The sequence below is a fragment of the Sphingopyxis sp. DBS4 genome (assembly GCF_024628865.1).
Taxonomy (GTDB): Bacteria; Pseudomonadota; Alphaproteobacteria; order Sphingomonadales; family Sphingomonadaceae; genus Sphingopyxis.
The window spans coordinates 125243-142797 of sequence record NZ_CP102386.1 but is presented as its reverse complement, the minus strand read 5'-3'; the positions used below and the strand labels follow the sequence as shown (position 1 = coordinate 142797).

14 protein-coding genes and 1 pseudogene are annotated in these 17555 nt (G+C 62.8%); 6 read left to right on the top strand and 9 right to left on the bottom strand.

The window, feature by feature from the left end:
• From NP825_RS22370 to NP825_RS22360, 3 genes are all read right to left on the bottom strand, one after another.
• The gene (locus NP825_RS22370) at positions 1-1071 is read right to left on the bottom strand and encodes a ParB/RepB/Spo0J family partition protein (protein ID WP_257551736.1); all 1071 of its coding nucleotides are present in this window, start codon (positions 1069-1071) and stop codon (positions 1-3) included.
• Positions 1068-2264, bottom strand: a complete 1197-nt coding sequence (locus tag NP825_RS22365) for an AAA family ATPase (protein WP_015460581.1) — start codon at positions 2262-2264, stop codon at positions 1068-1070. Before NP825_RS22365 ends, NP825_RS22370 begins: the two co-directional genes overlap by 4 nt.
• A 207-nt stretch (positions 2265-2471) precedes the next feature.
• The gene (locus NP825_RS22360; RefSeq protein ID WP_020819384.1) at positions 2472-2654 is read right to left on the bottom strand and encodes a hypothetical protein; all 183 of its coding nucleotides are present in this window, start codon (positions 2652-2654) and stop codon (positions 2472-2474) included.
• 171 nt (positions 2655-2825) lie between these two features.
• On the opposite strand from NP825_RS22360, the gene NP825_RS22355 reads away from it, so the two are divergent.
• Positions 2826-3674: a toprim domain-containing protein gene (locus NP825_RS22355; protein ID WP_257551734.1), complete on the top strand. Its 849-nt coding sequence runs from the start codon at positions 2826-2828 to the stop codon at positions 3672-3674.
• Positions 3671-4282: a DarT ssDNA thymidine ADP-ribosyltransferase family protein gene (locus tag NP825_RS22350; protein ID WP_089220676.1), complete on the top strand. Its 612-nt coding sequence runs from the start codon at positions 3671-3673 to the stop codon at positions 4280-4282. The genes NP825_RS22355 and NP825_RS22350 overlap by 4 nt, the downstream gene beginning before the upstream one ends.
• Before the next feature lie 39 nt (positions 4283-4321).
• Here NP825_RS22350 and NP825_RS22345 read toward each other — a convergent pair whose 3' ends face one another.
• The 4 genes from NP825_RS22345 to NP825_RS22330 all read right to left on the bottom strand — a co-directional run bounded on the left by NP825_RS22345 (position 4322) and on the right by NP825_RS22330 (position 9952).
• A complete protein-coding gene (locus NP825_RS22345; RefSeq protein WP_089220675.1) occupies positions 4322-4615 on the bottom strand; it encodes a type II toxin-antitoxin system RelE/ParE family toxin in 294 nt (97 codons plus the stop codon).
• A complete protein-coding gene (locus tag NP825_RS22340) occupies positions 4612-4881 on the bottom strand; it encodes a CopG family ribbon-helix-helix protein (RefSeq protein WP_020819389.1) in 270 nt (89 codons plus the stop codon). The genes NP825_RS22345 and NP825_RS22340 overlap by 4 nt, the downstream gene beginning before the upstream one ends.
• A 364-nt stretch (positions 4882-5245) precedes the next feature.
• Complete coding sequence (locus NP825_RS22335) at positions 5246-8695, bottom strand: YhaN family protein (RefSeq protein WP_089220674.1); 3450 nt, start codon at positions 8693-8695, stop codon at positions 5246-5248.
• A gap of 3 nt (positions 8696-8698) precedes the next feature.
• On the bottom strand, positions 8699-9952 hold the full coding sequence (locus NP825_RS22330) for a DNA repair exonuclease (RefSeq protein WP_257551733.1): 1254 nt from the start codon (positions 9950-9952) through the stop codon (positions 8699-8701).
• A 297-nt stretch (positions 9953-10249) separates the two neighbouring features.
• Here NP825_RS22330 and NP825_RS22325 point away from each other — a divergent pair, with 297 nt between their 5' ends.
• Positions 10250-10828 (top strand): NAD(P)H-dependent oxidoreductase, encoded by a 579-nt coding sequence (locus NP825_RS22325; RefSeq protein ID WP_257551732.1) that lies wholly within the window; start codon positions 10250-10252, stop codon positions 10826-10828.
• A gap of 22 nt (positions 10829-10850) precedes the next feature.
• Here NP825_RS22325 and NP825_RS22320 read toward each other — a convergent pair whose 3' ends face one another.
• Positions 10851-11669: a universal stress protein gene (locus NP825_RS22320; RefSeq protein ID WP_257551731.1), complete on the bottom strand. Its 819-nt coding sequence runs from the start codon at positions 11667-11669 to the stop codon at positions 10851-10853.
• Between the two features lie 224 nt (positions 11670-11893).
• Between NP825_RS22320 and NP825_RS22315 the strand changes: the two genes are divergently transcribed.
• Positions 11894-16114: a strawberry notch family protein gene (locus NP825_RS22315; protein WP_257551730.1), complete on the top strand. Its 4221-nt coding sequence runs from the start codon at positions 11894-11896 to the stop codon at positions 16112-16114.
• Positions 16115-16477: 363 nt separating this feature from the next.
• Here NP825_RS22315 and NP825_RS22310 read toward each other — a convergent pair.
• Positions 16478-16807: pseudogene (locus NP825_RS22310) on the bottom strand (restriction endonuclease); the annotation flags it as partial.
• 188 nt (positions 16808-16995) lie between these two features.
• Between NP825_RS22310 and NP825_RS22305 the strand changes: the two are divergent.
• Positions 16996-17253: a type II toxin-antitoxin system ParD family antitoxin gene (locus tag NP825_RS22305; RefSeq protein ID WP_257551848.1), complete on the top strand. Its 258-nt coding sequence runs from the start codon at positions 16996-16998 to the stop codon at positions 17251-17253.
• Entirely contained in the window at positions 17250-17546 is a 297-nt protein-coding gene (locus NP825_RS22300) for a type II toxin-antitoxin system RelE/ParE family toxin (protein ID WP_257551729.1), read from the top strand. Before NP825_RS22305 ends, NP825_RS22300 begins: the two co-directional genes overlap by 4 nt.
• The last annotated feature ends 9 nt before the right edge of the window (positions 17547-17555 follow it).

Here is a 17555-nt window from a genome sequence, read left to right as displayed (position 1 = left end):
TTATCGCGCGAATCTCGCGCTCTCGATGACCGGACGCAGTGCGTCCAGAATCTCATCGACCGATGCGCGGCCTTTTGGATTGATGTTGATCGTGATGCCCTTCGCCTTGGTATCGGCGAGAACTTGTCCGATCTCCTTGCCCGAAGCCGCCGTCAGAGCCGGCTTCGCCTTTGGCGAAGGCGCAGGCCTGGAAGGTGTCACGGCCGCGGCCAGGCGTTCGCAGACTTTGCTGCCCTCGATCTTTTCCGCGCCGGCGGCCAGCAGCTCTTTCTGCTCGGCGGCGATTATGGCCGCCTCACCGAGAATGGCGTCGCGATAGCGCTCATCCTTGATGAGCGGCGACAGGCGCATGCCGTGACGGACCTTCAGGTCGCCTGGTTCCGCAAATGCGCTCACCACCTCGTCGGGGAGTTCGGCGAGTTGCAACAAATTGTGAAGATTCTGCTTGGGGATCGCCAGGCGCTCGGCCATCTGCGCCCTGACGCCATTATAATAGGCTTCCACCGCGTGCCGATAATTTCGGGCCCGCTCGAGATCGGTGACGTCCTCGCGCTCCCGGTTTTCCAGGTCCGCGAGACGGAAGGCGCCTTCGTCATCGAGCGTTTCGATCCGGGCTACGAGTTCGATCTCGCTATGGTTGTTCGCATGGAGCCAGGAGATCGAAAAATGACGACGTGTGCCGACGATCAGCTCATAGGGCCGTTCGGCATTGGGGGTTCGCCTGACGACCACCGGTTCGCGATTGGTTCCTTCCTCCCTGATCGATTCAATCAGGGAGGCGCAGCGGTCATAGCTGAGCGCCGCATAGTCGCGCGCATTGCCTGGCCAGATCGAGCATTCCGATGGCTTCAGGCGAATGGTGAGGCGCTTGACGGTGCGCGTGATCTCATCGAACGCAACCCCGCGCCGTTCGAGGAAGGACGGTGTCGCCGGTTCTTCGGCGGGCTTTTCTCGATCCGCGTGATCCCCGGCGACGGGACCATCGGCCGCGCGTGTCGGGGGCGGTGTCGTGCCGATGCTTTCGATGGCGTTCGCCAAGAGACTCCGCCGTCTGCCCCCCGCGCTGCTCATGCGGCCTCCGTCAACCGATCGGTGCCAAGCTGCGCCATCCGCGATGGCCACTGCTTGCAGATGTCTTTCTCTACCTCGCGGAAGACCATGTTGAGATTGTCGCGGCAGCGAACATAGGTCTGATGCGAGCCGTAGGGTTTGTTGATCTCGTAAATCGAAGACATCGAAAGTCCCGCATTCTTGATCTCTTCCGAGAGCAGAATCGGTGTCGAGAGCATTTGTCCGGCGTAGGTCTTCTCCATGACCTGGAGCATCTGCGCCTCGTTCGTGCGACTGGGCTGGAACATCGTGCAGACGACCCGAATGAAGCCATAGTCGATCGACGTGTCGAACTTGGAGACGAGATCCATCGCCTCGCGGCAGGTCTGCATGAAATGAATGGTCGACAGATAGTCGAGCTGCCGGGCAGGGACGGGGATCAACAGGCCATCGGCCGCAGTCAGCGTGTTCACGCCGAGAAACCCCATGGCCGGGGGAGGGTCGAGAATGACGACGTCATAGTCGTGACGAACTTCCTCCAGTCCGATCCGCAGCATGCGGAACGCGCCCGCGATCGCTGTCGGTCCTTCCTCGATCGTCGCGGTCAGTTCCCATTCGGTGTCCTGCAGGCCGAGGTTCGCCGGGCAGATGTCGATATTGGGCCAGGCCGTCTTCTGGATCGTCTTGCGCAGCGAATCCGCTTCGTCGATGCGCGGCGACAGGAAATTCGACAGCGTATGGGTCTCGTCGACCAAGGCCTCGAGATTGACGTCGAACATCACGCTCATCGAAGCCTGGGGATCGCAGTCCACGACAAGAACCCGGTAACCCCGCAGGGCAAGATAATCGGCAAGGTGCTTGCCCGTGGTCGATTTGCTGACACCGCCCTTGAAATTCTGCACGGCCACGACGACCGCTCGCTCGGACGGCAATTTGCCCATCTTGATACCGAGTGCTTCGCGAATCGCGATCAAATCCTCGACCGTGTAATATCTGCGCCCGTTGGCGGACGTCTTCGGCGCAGGAAGGCGTCCACGCGCTTCCGCCTTGGACAGGGCTTCGGGCGTCCTCCCCAGAAACTCCGCGGCGACCGAGGCCCCCATTGAAATATTGAGGGTTTTCCTGTCGGATGGATCTATCGCCGCTTGCCGCAGAACGGTTTTTGCATTCTCGCACGAGGTGATCATCGCATCGAGAATCTGACCCGACAGCATGGGCGTTGTCCCCCTTCTCAACCCAAATTGGCCTTGGTTCGTGAAAAAGGTCGAAAAAAGACCCCTTATCCCGGACAGCTATGCCAAAAGGATGGTGGTTAGTCAAATTGGTAGCAACTGGCGCCATCATGCAAGGACAACGTTGCTCTCAGATGGAGAGTCCGGGCCCATTCCGGGCGAACGGACAAGCTCCAGTTTCCATGCGAATCAAGTGATCGCCAGAATTGGCGGCAAGCATAGATCGGTCTTGTCGCCGCTTCGAGAATGGAACTCAAATTCCTTCCCGGCGGCATCCGAGTTGGCGGTGGTCCACGAATCGGACAGGGCCAGAACTGCCGCTGACGATGTTCTCCTGGCGCTCGAATAGGCGGCGACAAGGCCCACCGCCATCGAGGCATTCATTCCGCTCGCAGGAAATCCCATCCGCAAACCGGCCGTGCACCCCGGTGGCTATTGGCGCTTCCTCGATCCGCGCACGCAGCCCGGAGCACAGATGGACCGCGATCTGATGGCCGGGAGAAAGAGGGAGAGGGGCAGGGGCATGCAAGCAGGAGGAATGCCATGCCGCTTACAGCCCGACGACCATCCCAGGAACTCATCGATCTCGTAGGTGCTCTCGGTGGCACCTGGCATGGCCGCACCGCCATGTGCCTGTGCCCGGCGCATGCTGATAGCACACCAAGCCTCTCGATCCGGCAGGGCGATCGCGGTATTCTTGTCACGTGCTTTGCCGGTTGTGATCGCGAAGATGTCCTGCGCGAATTGCGCCGGATACCGATCCGGCAACACTACTCCTACCGGGACATGCCCGCGCGCGCTTCGGGCAATGCCGCACGGCTCTGGGAAGAGGGGCTTCCGATCCCCGGCACTCTCGCTGAGCGTTACCTGACGCTGCGGCATCTCGATCCGCCTACCGATGATCTCCGATTTCATCCACGCTGTCCTTATCGTCCCAAGCCCTGGACCACGTTCCATCCCGCCTTGCTCGTGGCCGTGCGCGAAGGGCGGCGACTGACTGCCATCCAGCGCATCTTCCTCGACCGGGAAACCGGCAAGTACCGCATGAAGCTCATGCTGGGGCGGCCAGGGCAGGGGGCATGGCAAGGGGGAGGGCGGGGGGCTTCTTGCCTGGCGCTCGCCGAGGGCTTCGAAACCGCGCGGGCCTTCACCCTCATTCAAGGAGCTCCCTGCTGGGCGAGCTTGGGTGCACGGCGTCTCGATCAGATCCTGCTGCCGCAAGGTCTGACATCCTTGATCCTCGCCGTCGACAATGACGCTGAAGGTGAACTGGCGGCGGCACGCGCGGCGTTGCGATATGCTCGGCCCGGTCTTGAGATAACGCGGATGGCGCCGCGCGGCGTCAAAGACTGGGCGGAGGTATTGGAGGCGTCTATGGGATCATTGCGATGAAGGAGGCCCGCAGGACGCCTATCCGCTCCATCGCCGTGGACCGCGACGTGCGGTTCCTGCTGCATTTCACCCAAGCTGCGAATCTCACTGGGATCGTGAAGCATGGCTTATGGCCGCGCCGCGATCTGGCAGCAGCCGATCATTTGGCATATGCCAGCGATTACGGCCGATTGGATGGAAACGAAGACGCCGTCTCTGTTTCGATTTCGCGTGTGAACGGGCCGATGTTCGCGGCAAAGCGACGCAAAAGTGGTCATGTCGACTGGATCGTGCTTGTCCTTTCCGCAACCATCTTGTGGACGCATGATTGCCGATTCTGCTGGCGCAACGCGGCAAGGAACGAGGTCAAGAACCATAGGGGCTATTGCGGAGGCCCGTGGGCATTTGCGCAGATGTTCGCTGGCGGCGAAGAGGAGAGGCGAGATCTCGCACCTCATTTTTCCACCGACCCTGAAGCCGAAGTGCAAGTCCTTCAGCCGATCGAAGCCGACCACATTCATGGTGCCATCGTCGGTCAACCGGGACTGGCGGAACCCGTGAGAGCTATTCGGAACGGGCTGTCCGGCCGACTGCGGCAGGTTGAATTTCAGGATTTCGGTCTGGTCTGAGGATAGAAGCGACTGCGGCGGTGGTCGATCGCATCCTCGCTACTGCTCCGATTCGAAGTTGCGGTTTTCGCGGCAATGCCAGAGGCGCAGCATGAAGATCGTTCCGGCCGCGATCTCGTAGCGCATCTCGTAATTGCCGACGATGATCCGGCGGATCTCGCGCGGTTCATAGGCTTCCAGCTTCTCGCCGATCCTTGGATAATCGAGCAGCCGATCCGGTGCGTGGGCGAGTTGCTGGACCACGCGCGCCGCCGCTTCGGGTGCGACAGGGCCCAGATGCTCGTGCAGACGCACAAGGTCCGACGACGCCTTGCTGGTCCACTGGATCTTCATTTGACCGGCGAGGGTAGCGGCTTGTCCGTCCCAAGGCTGTCGGCCCATGCCGTGATCGCCTGGTGGTCGATCACCCGTCCGGCATCGACATCCTCCAGGGCTTCGAGCGTCATCCGGTGACGCTCCTCCTCCTGATCGACCCAGGCGGCGAGCGCTTGCTTCACCACCCAGCCGCGCGAGCGTTCGAGTCGCGAGGCCATTGCTTCAACCTTTTCCGCGAGCCCCAGGGGGACATGCGCGGTCAATACCTTCGTCTCGGTCGCCATGTTTATCACCTGTTATCAGTCCGATTAAAATATAATCATACTGACGAGAAAACGCAAGTTGGGGAGCCGCGGAGTCGAGAACCGGGCAAAGGCGCTGGAGGCCGCGCTCCGCTATTTGCCGTCCTTCAAGGCGTCCTTGACCCGCTGCCGCATTTCCGCAGCCTCCGCCACGTCATGCGGCCTTAGATCGAAGCCGTCGGGCAATTGCTAGCCGCGGCGATATTCGCTGGCGCGCATCGAATGGGACGAGGACAGGTGCCGCTGCAGGTTGCGTACACAAAGCGCCGAAAGAGTGTCGGAGCCGCGCGTTCCGCGCTCGAACAGCCAGTCCAGGGCGGCTTGATCTGAAGGTCGCTCGGCTGTCTCAGGCCAGGGAGCATTCCGAGTGAAGGTCCTCGCCGACGACAGATCGGGCGATCGCCGCCAGATGGGGGTGATGGGTGAAGAACAGCACCTGCGTCGATCGCGCGAGTTCCGCCAGCACCCTGAAACCTGCCTCGGAACGCTCATCGTCGAAATTGACGAACAAGTCGTCCGCGAGGAAGGGCAGGCGAACACCGGCCGCGATGGATTGCTCGACAGCTGCGAGGCGAAGCGCGAGAAAGAGCTGGTCCGTGGTTCCCTCGCTCATCGCCCCGACGTCCACCACGGTCCTGCCGTCGTCGCGTAACCCCAGGAGCCGTGAATTGGGTCCGTCGCTGTCGATCCGCAGCGCCGCATATCGCCCGATCGTCAGCCGGCGGAAGATCTCGCTTGCGCGCAGAAGCATGGGATCCTGATGGCGCTCGCGATATTGTTCAATCGCCCAGCGTAGCGTGACGGCTTCGGCTCGCTTCAGGATAAAATCTTCGGCAAGAACAGCGAGCTCGGCCCGGGCCTGCTCGGCATCCGAGGCTGCGTCGGCGGACGAGCCGCTTTGCGCCTCCAGACCGGCAAAGACTCTCCTGGCATCGCCGTGGGCGCTTGCCGCAGTGGCAACCTCATCGTTGAGCTGGGTCAGTTGCCCCGAGAGCGACTGGATTCGGACGGCCAGACCGTCAGCATCGACGTCTTCCAGGGACCCGACAAGCTCATCCAGTCCCTTGCCGTCGCCCGCCGCGACGATCGCGGCTTCTGCTTCGCTGACCGCGTGGCGCAGGGCGCGCGCTGCCCGCGAACACTCGATGGCCGCACCCAGGCCCTGCAGGTCGGTAGCGCCCGTCTCCTCCAGAAGCGTGGTCAGCGACGCCCAGGCCGCAGCATGCCGTGCGTCTTCGGCCGCCATCTCGGCGCTTCGGCCGGCAATGCTTTCCTCGAGTGCCTCCAGGACGCTTGCGGTCGAGCGCGCCGCCGAGAGCCGGGCCCGCATCCCTTCGAGCAGCGTCACTCCGCCGCCCGAGGCGGCTATCCCCAGACTTGCGGTTAAGGCCGCGACGCTTTCGTCATGTTCATGCGCGTCCCTCGCTATGCCGTCGATGCGTGTCTGCAGGTCTCGCTGCGCGGCAATCGCGGCTCTGAGCTCGTCCAGGACATCGAGCGCTGCCGGAGCGCTGGCTATGTCGAGATCGATGTCCGCTTCGACCAGCAGCACGCGCCAGGCCTCCATCCGCGTTGTCATACTCTCATCGACGCGCTTGCGGCGGCGCTGCAGGCCTTCCGCATCTTGCCCGATTTGTGCGAGTGCGGCCTCGTCGAGTCTGTGCTGCTCGGCGGCCGCCTCGCCGGCTTGCCGAATCCGTGTGGCGAAGGCCAGCAGCGGTAGGAGGTCTTCTCCCTTGGGCACGGACTCGTCTGCGAGGGCGGCGACCAGGCCGGCCCGCAATTCATTGCGCCGCGCAACGATCGCGCTGGCATCGTCGTGGGCATCGATTGCCTCCCGATGTGCTGCCTCGGCCGTTTCCCGCTCGGACATCCAACCGAGGAACCGGTTGGGCTCCAACGCCGGATAGCCCGCCTCCGCCAACTTTCGTGCCCAGCCCGTCAGCACGCTTTCGCGACGATCGCTTGCCGCCTGCGCGCGCGTGTCCGCCTGGTCAGCGGCCAGAAGGAGCCTGGTCCGGCGTTGACCCATGACCGTCAGACGGCTCGACTCGTCGGCGGCGGCGTAGCGGGCATCTCCGCGTTCATCTGCTCGAGCGACTGCCGTCTCATAAGCATCGACAGCTTCATCAGGGGAGGGGAGGGCCATGCCTTGCCGCATGTGCGCGCGCAGCGGTCGCCAGAACGCGTCGCGCTCGCTTCGAACGGCGGTGATCTCCTCGTCAGCTACCGCAGCGCCCGACGAGAGCTGCTCCATTTCGAGGGAGAGCGCCTCGGCCTCTTCGCGGGCGCGCGAAGCGGCGTCTCTTGCCCGCTGCAGATCGGTCTCGGCTTCGGAAAGGACGGATCGCACGTCTTCGATTTCGTGCCGTGCCAGTCTGGGAAGCGCGGCCAGGGCCGATGCGTCCCCGCTCCAGGGCGCGAGCCGAGCGAGCGCCACGTCCAGGCTGGCCGCGGCCCGGTCGGCTTTGCGTTGCGCCAGTTCGCAGCGCGCGTCCGCATCGGCCCCGAGGGTCCTGGCAAGGTCGATCGCCGTTACGATCGCGGTCAGATTTCCTGTTTGGGGGCGATCCGCAATCTTCCTCTCGATCGCGACACGCCTTTCAGCCAGGTCCTGCTCACTCTCTTCGATCTGCCGGAGCGCGGCGAGATCCTCGGCATGGCCGAGCGCGATTTCGCGCAGTCTGGAACTTACGATCCGTGTGGGGGGATCGGAGGCGAGCGCGCCGGCTTCGGCGCGGAGCCGGGCGACAAGACCTCCCGATGCGGATCGCTCCTCGCTCAGACGCGCTAAGTCCTGTTGACCCTTTGTCACCGCGCCCGACGAAGCGATCAGCGCGTCGATTTCGGCGTCGTGGGCGAGGACCGACGGATCAGGAGAAAGCGCATCGATCTGTGCCCGGGCTTCGTTCACCAGATTCTGAGCGGCGGCCCTTGCACGCGAAGCGGCCTCCATCTCGGCCATTGCCGCTTCGGCGGCGTGTTCGCGCTGCGGCCCGATATCAATCGTATCCATGTGGGCGGCAAGCGCCGCGAGATGGTCGCTGCGAAGACGGACGGCAGGCGCAATCCGGCGGATGCGCTCGAGGCGGCTGACCTCGGCAAGCACTGCGTCGCGCCGCCGCTGAACCTCTTCGAGCATCTGCTGGGCGTCCGCGACCGCGCCTTTGGCATCGAGCCAAGCCTTCGGCTTGAGGGCCTGGTCTCGGACTGCCCGGGTCTGCGCTTCGAAATCGCGTTGGGCCTGCGTGAAGCTCCGCCTCGCCGCGGCGCGTTGTCCCCAGATCGCATCGGCTTCGCTCTCGAGGCGAGCCAATTCGTCCGCAACACCCGTGAGCCCGGAGCCTGCGGCAAAGAGGGCTCGGCCCAGGTCGTTGCGGGCCTCGACCATGGCCCGCCCGCCCGCTCGCAGGCCATCCTGGTCGAGGCTGAAGGAGAGTGCGAATGTCTCGCGCGTCTGCCCCCGCAGCATGGCGAGCAGCATAGCTTCGTCGAGGAGACGATCCTCGGCATCGATCAGTGTCCCGGCCGTCCCCTTCTTGCGGCGACAAGCGAAGCTGTGCCCCTCGTCCTCGAGCACGGCCCCCACGCGCAGCAGGGCGTAGTCGTAGACGAAGTTGTAGGGAGACCGTGCCGGGAAACCGAACAACAGATCGGAGACCGCCGCAAGCGAGGTGGACTTTCCCGCTTCGTTGGCGCCGTACACCACGTGAAGATCGGGGTCGCCCTGGCGAAAGGAAAGCTCGCAATCCTCGAAACGACCATAACGCTCGAGTGACAGGGTGGCGAACCGCATCGCTCAGTCCCCCTTCGTCAAACGCGAGCGGAGCGCCTGGGCGGCGGTTCCGATGACCGCGTCCCACTTGCCGTCGCCGGCATAGCGGCGAAGGTCCGCTTCATCGGCATCGGGGAGCAGGCTCTGCGCCGCGAGCAGGAAGGGCGAAAGGTCCGCGGCCAGCAGCTCGTGCAGTTGAGGATCGGTAGCGGCTCGGTCGATCAAGGCAGCGAGATCGTCGCCGACAATCACCTCACTGGCGGTGGCGGGCTTCGTCACGAGCAGCTTCACTTTCTCGATGAAGAGATTGGGCGAGATCGAAGCGGCCACGGCGCGCGCGACGTCGCGCAGGTCCGCGGCGCTGTCGATGAGCGCGCCGGCGCTGTCGGTCTCGCCCGTCAGCACAAGCCGTGTGACGAGGGGCAATCCATCGCCGCCGCGCTGCCACGCTTCAAGAAGCGCGGAGCGCATGCGTTCCGCAATGCTGTCGGCCGGCACGTCGCTACAGTCGACATCGACCGCGAGCCAGCGGATCACATCCAGATTCAATCGATCGATGGAGGAAACCTGACCATCCTCCACGGTGACGATCACCGCGCCCTTGGGGCCCGTCTCGCGGATCGTGCGGCCCTGGATGTTGCCCGGGAAGACGACATGGGGCGCCTCGCACACGATCTCGTGTTGATGGACATGGCCGAGCGCCCAGTAATCGTATTGCTTGGCCTTGAGATCATCCAGGCTGCAGGGAGCATAATCGGCGTGGCCCTTCCGGCCTGCCAGCGCGGTGTGCAGCATCCCGATATTGAAGTGATGCTCTGCAGCGGCGGGATAGGACGGAACGAGATTGTCGGTGACAGCCGGTGTCGAGAAGCTCTGTCCGTGGACAGCGACCTGAAGCTCGGCAAGCAGATGGGTTTCCGGCCGCCGCGCGCTGAACAGGCGGACATTGGGCGGCCAGGGAATGCTGCGGGTGATGACGGAGGCGGCATCATGGTTGCCGGCGAGAAGGAAGACCGGGATTTCGGCCCGATCCAGGCGGCCCATGGCGCGGGCGAAATAGAGGCCGGTGCTCATGTCCTTCCACTCACCGTCGAAGAGGTCGCCGGCGATCACGACGAAATCGACATCTTCGTCGATGGCGCGTTGCACCAGATTGTCGAAGGCCGCGCGCGTGGCCCCCCTTATGTCGTCCTCGGGCAGACCTTCATATCTCGACAGGCCATAGAGCGGGCTGTCGAGATGAATGTCGGCGGCATGCAGGAAACGAAAATCGCTCAAAACTCTTCCCCCGTGAAAGCGGCGATATTCTCTGGGTCACCGCGATCCTCCGTTTGTGTAGTGCCCCATGGGAGAACACCCCCAACATGGCCGCAGAGCTATTGGCCATGCGTTCCGCACAGTCGCATGTATTGTAATCAGGGTTCCTCCGCCAGTTTCCCGACTCTTGCGAGGAAGAAACGTTCCCCCTCATAGCTCAAGTGATTTCATCTCGGCTGGCCGGTACCTGTCGCCACCGACACTCCGGGATAATCCCAATTGCACGACGATGCGTGGATGGCGGATTCAGGAGATGTCATGACCCGCATCACGATTATCGATGGGCATCCCGACCCAAACCGGACCCGGTACGTTCATGCGCTTGCGGATGCCTATGCGGCGGGCGGCGAGGCGGCAGGCCATGAAGTGCGCCGGATCGAGATTGCAGAACTTGATTTCCCTATCTTGCGATCGGCCGGGGAGTGGCGGGACAATGCGCCCGCCGCCGCCATTCACAAGGCCCAGACAGACATTCGCTGGGCGAATCATGTGGTCATCCTTTACCCACTATGGCTCGGAGACGTTCCTGCCCTCCTCAAGGGTTTTCTCGAACAGGTCATGCGCCCCGGTTTTGCGATCGAGGAGGGTTCGGTCGGAGCGGCGGCCAAGCTTCTCACCGGTCGATCCGCGCGGATCATCGTGACGATGGGAATGCCCGCACCCATCTATCGGCTCTTCTTCCACGCCCATAGCCTCAAGAGCCTCGATCGCAATCTCCTGCGGTTCGTCGGCCTTCATCCGGTGCGCTACTCGATTATCGGGAGCGTGGAAGGGCGCGCGTCGTCCAGGGAAAAATGGCTCCGAGCCGTCGCCCGGCTTGGGAACGCTGCTCGCTAGCATTGTCGGACGACCAGTGCGGTCAAGATCTGGGTTCGCGTACCATCAGTACATCGGTATTCACCGCCGACAGCAACGCCTCGGCCTGACTGCCGATCGTCGCATGGGCAAAGCCGCTGCGGCCATGGGTGCCGAGGACCAGAAGGTGCGACTTCGTGCGTTCAAGCTGGCGCATGATGACGCTGCCTGTCTCCCCTTCATCGACAATGGCTTCGATGCGGGAAGCCAATGACGCGAGTTCCTTCTGGGCAAGGAACGCCTCCATGCCCTCCTGGGCTTCGGTTCGCACATATTCCTTTACATCATCCGATTTCAGCCAGGCTTCGTACGGGACATGGAAGGCATGGACGACGGTGATGTCAGCTGCGGGAAAGATCTGCGCGGCAGACAGAAGAGCCGAGCGCGAACAGTCTGAAAAATCGGTCGCGACGACGATCTGTTCATAAGGTCCCGTCGCGCGGCGCCGCACGACCAGAACCGGGGCTTGCGCATTGCGGACAATATGGTCGACAGCCGTGCCCAGCAGATAATCGCCGATGCTGTTGTAGCGCGCGACGCCGGTCACGATCAGATCGCTGCCGCGTTCCGCCGCGATTTGCGCCAGCATCTTGGGGGCGGACCCGGACCGCACGATTAGATTGGCGTCCTGCGCCGTGAGCGGCAATTCCGCACGCAGGCGCTCGACCGTCTCGGGCCCAGACTGCGCGCCTTGCCGCTCCAGGACGTGTGCTATCGTCAGTTTGCCGCTATGATCGCGGGCGATCTGCACTGCCCGGTCAAGCGGTCGATCACATCGTGCGGAGAAGTCGCTCGCCAACAACGTTTCGAAAGTCGCGGTCATGGTCTTTCCTTGAAGGCATATGAGAGATCGTGCGCGGATAGCTTCAGGTGAGGCACCCGCCAATACCATAAGATATTCTACCTGCTCGGCGACGGTCTGCGCGATCAGGTACTGGGCCTCATGCTTTTCCCGCGTGACCACGCGCGGCCGCGCATCCGATCCAAAGGGAAGGGGGGTGTGAAAGGCTGAGCTACCAGAAGGGTAGCCGCTCTGGAGACCCCTAAATGACCAACCTTTCTGATGCCGCGACGGCGGCTGAACGCCGCGCGACCACCCTCCTTGTCGAACGGCTCCGGTCCGTTGATCGCATTACCCGTGCGGATCTCAATGCCGCGATGGTCGCTGGATTTGGCGGCACCGATGCCGACGGCCTATGGACGCAGCGCGACAGTTTCGAGATTTTGGAGCATGCGCTCGCCCACCACCTCCAGTTCGGTCCCTATCCGCTGCGCTCACTCGCCGATGTCGGCGCGGCCTGCGACCTGCTCGACCGGCTGCCCACCCAGACGGTGCGCAGCGAGGAGCAGATCGAATGGCAGCAATTTTCGACACCCGTTGATCTCGCCGCGCTTGCTGTCGTCCTGGCGGCTATCGAGCCCGGAGATGTCATTCTGGAGCCGAGTGCCGGTAATGGACTTCTCATCGCCCATTGCCGGGATCATGCCGGCCTCCAGCTCAACGAATATGCCGCGCCGCGCCGCGCGCGCCTGAGACATACGTTTCCCGATGCGGTGATTACCGGCCATGACGGGGCGACGATCAATTCCACGCTCGCAGACGCGCCGCGCCCCAGCATCGTCCTGATGAACCCGCCTTTCTCGCGCTCCATGGGTCTCGGCGCCGACAGTCATGCCGCCGTCCGCCATCTCCAGGCGGCCCTGCGACGCTTGCAACCCGGTGGCAGGCTCGTTGCGGTCATGCCCGATTGGTTCGGCCCCAATGCACGCATGCGCGATCTTTTCGAGACAACGCTGCGTGATGTCAGCGTCCGGACGTCGGTCCGGCTCGAGAAATGCTATCTGAAGCACGGGACGTCAATCGCGGTCCGGCTCTTCGTCATCGACAAGGTCGTGGGCGGCGCCGTCCCGGCGACCATCCAGCGCGGATCGATCCGCGAATTGCTGGGAGCCCTGACCGTTCCCGAACGCAGCGCGATCACGACCGCGTTACCGCCGACGCCAAAGCGCTCCTCCAGCCTGTCCCTGTTCCGCGCGGTCAAGAGCACGCGGGCGGCGCCGAGGCCTTATCATGCGCCGGTTCGCAACAATATCCTGCCTGTCGGCTACACCGCGCTCGATGCGCCCGCGCCCTTGCTCGATCAGGTCGGCGTCTATCTGCCCTACAGGCCCAGTCGGATTGTGTTCGAAGCGGCCGGCGAGCATCCGACCGCGCTCGTGGAATCGGTGGCGATGGGATCGATCGCCGCGCCAATCCCCGACTATGTGCCTCACCTCCCGGAACGCACCGTTTCCGAACGCCTGCTTTCCGCCTCGCAGCTCGAAACAGTTGTCTATGCGGGTCACGCATGGTCCCAGTTTCTGCCCGGCCGGTTCACGCCGAGCAAGGAAGGTGTTGGTCTCGACGAAGCCGAAGGCGGCCGAGTCTATCGCAAGGGTTACTTCCTGGGAGACGGCACCGGTGCGGGAAAGGGGCGTCAGGTCGCGGCCTGCATTCTCGACAATTGGCTGCAGGGCCGGCGCCGCAACATCTGGGTCTCGAAGAACGAAACGCTACTTGAAGATGCCCGGCGCGACTGGACCGCGCTCGGCGGCCTCGCGGCCGACATCCAGCCCCTTTCCAACTGGAAGATCGACCAGCCAGTCGTGCTTGAGCAGGGCGTGCTGTTCGTCACCTATCCCACACTTCGCTCGGCGCGCGGCGATCACAGCCGCCTCAAACAGATCATCGATTGGGCCGGCGACGATTTCGAAGGCGTTATCGGCTTCGATGAAGCGCACGAGATGGGCGGCGTCGCGGGCGGCGAGGGGGCTCTCGGCCCGAAGGAGGGGTCGCAACAAGGCATTTGCGGGGTTCTCCTTCAGAACAATCTCCCCGGAGCCCGTGTGCTCTACGCTTCGGCGACCGGTGCATCGGACGTCAACAACCTGGCCTATGCTGTCAGGCTCGGCCTCTGGGGCCCGGAAACCGCCTTCACCAATCGCGAGCAGTTTATCACCGGTATTCGCAAGGGCGGGATCGCGGCGATGGAGCTTGTGGCGCGCGACCTCAAGGCGCTAGGTCTCTATACTGCCCGTGCGCTGAGCTTCGCGGGTGTCGAGTATGAGATCCTGCGGCACGAACTGACGCCCGACCAGATCGCCATCTATGACAGCTATGCCGATGCCTGGGCGATCATCCATCGCAATATGGAACGCGCCCTCGAGCTGACATCGGTGGTCGACGGGTTGGAGAATGCGACGCTCAACAGTGGGGCCAAGGCCTCGGCGCGCTCGCGCTTCGAGTCCACGAAACAGCGATTCTTCGGTCAGCTGCTCCTTTCGATGAAGCTCCCGACGGTTATCGCTGCCGTTCGCGCGCATGTCTCCGATGGCCAGTCCGTGGTGCTCCAGCTGGTGACGACGGCGGAATCCATTCTCAACCGGCGCCTTGGCGATCTTAATCCCGAGGAGCGCGCGGATCTCGAAATCGATCTCTCGCCGCGGGAATATATCATCGACTATCTCGAGCGTGCGTTCCCGACGCGGCAGATGCAGATCTTCAAGGACGACACCGGCACGCCGCGGTCACTGCCGATGACCGACGAGCACGGCAACCCCGTCTACAATCCGGAGGCCGAAGCGGCGCGGGTCGAGCTGATCGAAAAGCTCTGCGCGATGCCTCCCATCATGTCGGCGCTTGATGCGCTGCTCGAACATTTCGGGCACGAGACCGTCGCCGAAGTCACGGGTCGTACCAAGCGCCTGATCACCGCGAGCGATGGCAGGCAGAAACTGGAGAGCCGGTCGGCGCGCACGAGCCAGGCGGAGGCTGCCGCATTCCAGGCGGGGCGCAAGCGGATCCTCGTCTTTTCCGATGCCGGCGGCACGGGGCGCAGCTATCATGCCTCTCTCGACGCGGCGAACCAGGAGCAGCGCGTCCATCTTCTTCTGGAACCCGGCTGGCGCGCGGATCGTGCGATCCAGGGGCTAGGGCGGACGCACCGCACACATCAGGCGGCGACGCCGCTGTTCCGGCCGGTGACGACCGACTGCAAGGGCGAGTTGCGCTTCACCAGCACGATCGCGCGCCGCCTCGACAGCTTGGGGGCGCTCACGCGCGGCCAGCGCCAGACCGGCGGACAAGGACTGTTCGACCCCGCCGACAATCTCGAGAGCGAATATGCCTGCGCTGCTCTCCTGAGCTGGTTCGACCTGCTGGCGGCAGGCAAGCTTGCCAGCACCAGCCTTGACGAATTCCAGCACCGCACCGGTCTCGAGCTGGTCGACAAGGATGGCGTTCTCAAGGATGAAATGCCGCCTATACAGCGATGGCTCAACCGCATCCTCGCGCTACCGATCGCACTCCAGAACAGCATCTTCGACGAGTTCCTCGCCCTGATCGAGACCCGCGTCTCGGCGGCGCGCGATGCCGGGCGCCTTGATGTCGGGGTCGAAACGATCCTCGTCGATCGGGCGACACTCATCAATGATATCATATTGCGCACCGATCCGCTCACCGGCGCGACGTCGCACCTCCTCACCATCGAAATCGCGCGCCGCCGCAATCCGGTCACACTGGAGCGCATCCTGCGGATCGCCGATGGCGATGCCAGTGCCCGCTTCATGATCAATCGGAAGTCCGGCAAGTCCGCGCTCCGGACCCGGGCGCGGGCCCTGATGGAGGAGAAGGAAGGCACGCCGATCCCGCGTGTCGAGATGATGCGGCCGACGCGCAACGAATATATGCGCGAAGACGATCTTTATGAATCGTCCTGGGAGGAAGTGACACGCGAGACGTTCAGCACAACCTGGGCAGGCGAGGTGGAAGCGGCCCGCCAAACCGTGGACAGCGAGACGATCCGGCTGGCCACCGGCCTGCTCCTGCCCATCTGGTCGGCGCTGCCGAGCGACCATCTTGCGGTCAACCGCATCGTCGATGGGGAAGGACGATCATGGTTGGGCCGCCTCGTCTTCGACGATCATGTTCCCCCACTCTTCGCCAGGCTCGGCATCGACCGCGCTGAGGCCCTACCGGCGGACGCTGTGGTCAAGGCGGTGACGGCAGGGCGGAGCATCGATGTCTCGCAACCGTTCCCCCTCACGATCAAGCGTTCGCTCGTCAACGGCTCGCCTCGCATCGAACTGGTCGGCTGTCCGCATGATCGCCTGCCGTGGCTCAAGTCGATCGGCTGCTTTACCGAAGTAATACAATATCGGACCCGTGTGTTCGTGCCGGTGCCATCGGCCGAGACAGTTTTGTCGGGCCTCTTCGAAGAGCCAAGTTGATGGCTCTTCGACGGTCCGGCGGCACGGCCTGTCAGTCGATCTCGAGCTGTTCGTTATACTGTCTAGACAGCGTTTTGTGGGTTCTTGGGAGAGTGCTTGAAAAGGGCGATTTCGGCATAAAACCGTTTTTTATAAGAACGTATGAGAGCCGCAAATTGCTTTGCAGATCGCGCGAAAATGTAAAGAAAACTGGAAAATTTTGACAGGTTCGCACTGCCGAAATGCACGCAGAGACACCATCCTCAGCGAGCGCCCGTTCGCTGATCAGCGATTAGCTCAATGCTTGAAGCAATGCTCGCGGTGCCGTCCCCGAAAGCGTCAGGCCGTTGCTCACGATATCGGGGCCGTTTATGTCGAGTGGACGGATGTGAACCGCCTCCAAATACGCCCCGCCTCATTGAGAACACCGTGCTCGATCGGGCCTTTCTCATCGGCGAATGGAGCCGGTGAAGCGCAGTCGAGATAGCTGCCTGACTCGATCAACGCGAGGTACATGCCGGGCGTCGATGGATCGGCAATGACGCATCCGACCTTGGCCATTGCGTAGTAACCCTTGGTGCCCGCGATCTTCCGCGGTTCGTAGTAGATGATCCAGTCGCCGACACACGCCCGCGCCCGTTCAAGATTAATACCGCTCGGTCGGTGTGTCGTCGTAGATCGATTAGACCGATGGATGAAAACGCCGAACGCCAGGCGGGTTGATAGTGCGAACGTGAAGCGACTGGTACTGCTTTTGGCGGCCCACCCAACACAGGCCATTCGTGAAGAGCGAGGTCAGGCCATGGTTCTGGATGTCCCCCCATATGACTGGCATGCCCATCAATTTCACTTTATCAACTGTTGATAACCCGCTATCGTCTGACAGGATAGGAGGCCAGACCATGATTAGCGCGGATCTTGGAAAGCAGCTTGAGAATTTCATCACCAGCCTCGTCGCGACGGGGCGCTATAATTCGAAGAGCGAGGTTCTGCGCGAAGGTGTACGGTTGATACAGGACCGGGAAACTCGCCTCGCCGCCCTCGATGCCTCGATAGCACGCGGCCTTGCAGATGTGGACGCAGGGCGCACAACGCCGGCCGATCAGGTGTTCGATCGCCTTGCCGCCAAATATCGCGCCATGAGTGCGGGCGACGAATGATCGTTCATCTGACGGCCGAGGCCGAATATGACCTTGAGACGATCAGCGATTATATCGCACGCGATAATCCGGCACGGGCCTTAAGCTTCTTGCAGGAGCTACGTTCGAAATGCCTGGGCCTAGCCGATATGTCGGAACGTTTTCCTCTCGTTGCGCGCTATGAGGCAACCGGCGTACGGCGGCGTGGTCATGGCGATTATCTGATCTTCTATCGGGTCGAGGCGGAAAAAGTGTTCATCATTCACATTCTGCACGGCGCCCAGAATTATAACGCCATCCTCTTTCCTTCGTGAATCGCCAAC